Source organism: Neisseria sp. Marseille-Q2251 (assembly GCF_940793045.1).
Taxonomy (GTDB): Bacteria; Pseudomonadota; Gammaproteobacteria; order Burkholderiales; family Neisseriaceae; genus Neisseria.
The window spans coordinates 1-3033 of the sequence record NZ_CALNWV010000077.1 but is presented as its reverse complement, the minus strand read 5'-3'; the positions used below and the strand labels follow the sequence as shown (position 1 = coordinate 3033).

Below are 3033 nucleotides of genomic sequence, written 5' to 3'. Positions count from 1 at the left end.
GTTCGTCTTGGGTCAGTTGTGTGTAGCTCATGGCAATCTTTCTTGCAGGAAAGGCCGTATGCTACCTCATACTGGCCTTTTTCTGTTATGGAAAGTTGCACTTCAAATGCGAATCCGCCGACCTTTTGCCGTTTCCATCATCTATATATATAGATTCAAATCAAGACCACGCAGCATCATTGTCATTGTTTCAATGCAGGCAGAATCTGCCAAAAATAATGTGCAAAATCGAAAAAAGGCAGGGCGGGTATCCCTATCGATTATCCCCTTTTTAGAAGAGGCTTCGAACGCTGAAAATAATCATTCAAAATTAAATTAATTTCCATAAATTTCTATTATGGATTACCGATTATCCTGAATAAATACCGAATATCAAAATATCATATTAAAAATATCATATAAATCAATTTTTTAAAAATATCCAAATTTCAAAAATACCGCTTATCTAAATAATCATACCGTTTGTCAAAATATTCAAATATTATTAAAAACGGCTTTCAAAAGTGACGAAACACGGCACGTGACACAAAACGTCTTCTTCACTTCCCCCAAAAAAAATCAAAAAATGACAAAACACGTCATATTGCAGAAACAATCCTACGTCATAAAAAAGCCAAAATCTGTCCGAAAAATCCTTCAAAACAAATTTAAACCTATTAAAAACATAAAATTACAAAATATTTGCACAAAAAATCCAAAAAAATCCAAGCTTGGCACATCCCCTGCTTGATACATTACGTCCGGCAAGGAAATGAAGCAACGAAGTCCGAACCGGGAAGCTGTATATTCCTTCTACTTGATGGTTTTACTCATAAAACAAGAGAGCCAAACACATTACGGTTTTTTAACAACAAACATTTTTATTCACAACACTTTTTAAACTGGAGTTTATTAAATGAAAGCAATCCAAAAAGGTTTCACCCTGATCGAATTGATGATCGTCGTAGCAATTATCGGTATCCTGGCCGCTATCGCCCTGCCTATGTACGGCGACTACACTGCCCGCGCACAAGCGACTGAAGGCTACGAACTATTGGGCGGTTTGAAAACGCCTTTGGTTGAGGCAGTAGCTGCAAGCAGTAACGCTATTGCTTGTAAAGGCACAACAGGTGATGCTGCTAACAGTCAGCCTTGGTTCAACTCAGCAGTAACTACTGGTAAGTATGTGCAAAAAGTAGTTGCAGCAGTAGATGGTTCTAACTGTAAAATGACTGCCACTTTCAAAGCAGCTTCTGCAGGTGTCAACGACAAAGTAGCTGGTCAAACTATTAATATGACCCTGACTCCTTCAACCGGTGCTTGGGCTTGTACTACCAGCTTAGATAAAAACGTAGCGCCTGCTGCTTGCCGTGATGCTGCCGCCGCTCCTGCTACTCCCGCTTAACAATAACAGCTAAATTTATAAATTGTTATGAAATAACAAAGCCCGCTCTGGCGGGCTTTTCTAACATTTATTCAAGCAACTCAAATCGGGCAAACTGATTCTGTTCCAAACTCACTTCATTAAAGGTCGTCGTATGAAACAACAAGGCTTTACCATTACCGAACTGATGATTGTTGTCGCTATTCTCGGCATACTTGCCGCCATTGCCCTGCCGTTGTTCGGCAACTATACCGCCAAGGCGCAGGCAACTGAAGGGCATGAAATCCTTGCCGGTCTGAAAAGCCCGCTGGTCGAGGCTATTTCTACCGAGGGTATTAATGCCTGTGATACCACCAAACCTTGGTTTGCCTCCAGCGTGCATACGGGCAACTTCGTCAACGATGTCGCATTACAGAAAAATACTACTCAATGCCTGCTGACCGTTACTTTCAAAAGCAGCGGCGTAAACGATAAAATCACCAATAAAAAAATTAATATCCGCTATACCGTAGGATCGGGAGTATGGGAATGCGGCACAAATGTGGACAAAGAATTACGCACCGCTTCATGCCAAGGCGATCTGTTGTCGCTGTAATTAAAGGCATAGCAGAGTAGCGTGGGCTTTGCCCACGATAATAGCGGAGGAAAAGGCTCGTCTGAAATTTTGGGTGTGGTTCGCGGGCAAAGCCTACGCTACGGGTTGGGTAGATTGGGTTGAAGCCAACAAAACCTGCATTATCTGCTTAAAAAATATCAATAAAGGGAAAATTATGAAGCTGAATTATAGGCAGCTTGCTTTGGAGCTGACTATGAAAATAATGGCAGTCACGGCTTTGAGTTATTTTATCAAAACCGTTTTAGAAAATTATATGATGACGGGAAATCCAGTCGTATTGCTGTTGTTGGTAGGGGAGTGTATTACGGTTTTTCTCGTGGTTTTCTCTAAATTTACGGATACTCGAAATTTCTCTCCTTTACCCGTATTGGCAACGATGGGGGCGACTTTTTATTTTTTTGCCATTGCGTTGGGTGGCGGTGTCAAATTGATTTCCGATAATGTTGCATCTGTCTTGCTCGTTTTCGGCATCTGTTGACAGATTTACGCCAAAATTTATCTGGGCAGGAGTTTCGGACTTTTACCTGCCTGTCGAACCGTGGTGGATACCGGTCCTTATCGCTTGGTACGGCATCCGATTTATTTTGGCTATTTCATCGGGCATGTGGCATTTCTACTCAACAATTTCTCATTGTGGAATATTGAAGTGTTGACCCTACTGTATCTGCTTCAGTTTTTACGCATGAATTATGAAGAACAGGTGCTTAGCCGAAATGAGCAATACAGGGAATATAAATCGCGTGTGAAAAACAGGTTTATACCGTTTTTGCTGTAACCCACACATAGTTAAAACCCTAGTATGGGCTTTGCACACGGGGAGATTATTGGTAGTAAGGTCGTCTGAAAAGCGTTTTCAGACGACCTTTTGTTTTGATGGCGTAGATGGTAGCGTGGGCTTTGCTCATGAAAATGTTGGGTAAAAGAGGCCCTTGGATTCGGATTTCAAGTGCAACACTAGTGTATCAGTGGTTTGAACAGATTCAAGAATAAAACACTTGGCGTTTCGTAGCCAAGTGTTTTTCTTGGCCGGTGGTTCAACTCATCTTGAACCCTG

Annotated in this window: 5 protein-coding genes; all 5 read left to right on the top strand. The window is 41.5% G+C overall.

What is annotated here, in order from left to right:
• On the top strand, positions 1-319 hold a 319-nt coding region (locus AAG834_RS13565; protein WP_342032432.1), incomplete at its 5' end, for a hypothetical protein.
• Positions 320-895: 576 nt separating this feature from the next.
• Positions 896-1384, top strand: coding sequence for a pilin (locus tag AAG834_RS13560; protein ID WP_342032431.1), 489 nt, complete (start codon positions 896-898; stop codon positions 1382-1384).
• A 133-nt stretch (positions 1385-1517) separates the two neighbouring features.
• Positions 1518-1958: a pilin gene (locus tag AAG834_RS13555; protein WP_342032430.1), complete on the top strand. Its 441-nt coding sequence runs from the start codon at positions 1518-1520 to the stop codon at positions 1956-1958.
• Positions 1959-1986: 28 nt separating this feature from the next.
• Complete coding sequence (locus AAG834_RS13550; protein WP_342032429.1) at positions 1987-2457, top strand: hypothetical protein; 471 nt, start codon at positions 1987-1989, stop codon at positions 2455-2457.
• Between the two features lie 3 nt (positions 2458-2460).
• Positions 2461-2754, top strand: a complete 294-nt coding sequence (locus AAG834_RS13545) for a methyltransferase family protein (RefSeq protein WP_342032433.1) — start codon at positions 2461-2463, stop codon at positions 2752-2754.
• The last annotated feature ends 279 nt before the right edge of the window (positions 2755-3033 follow it).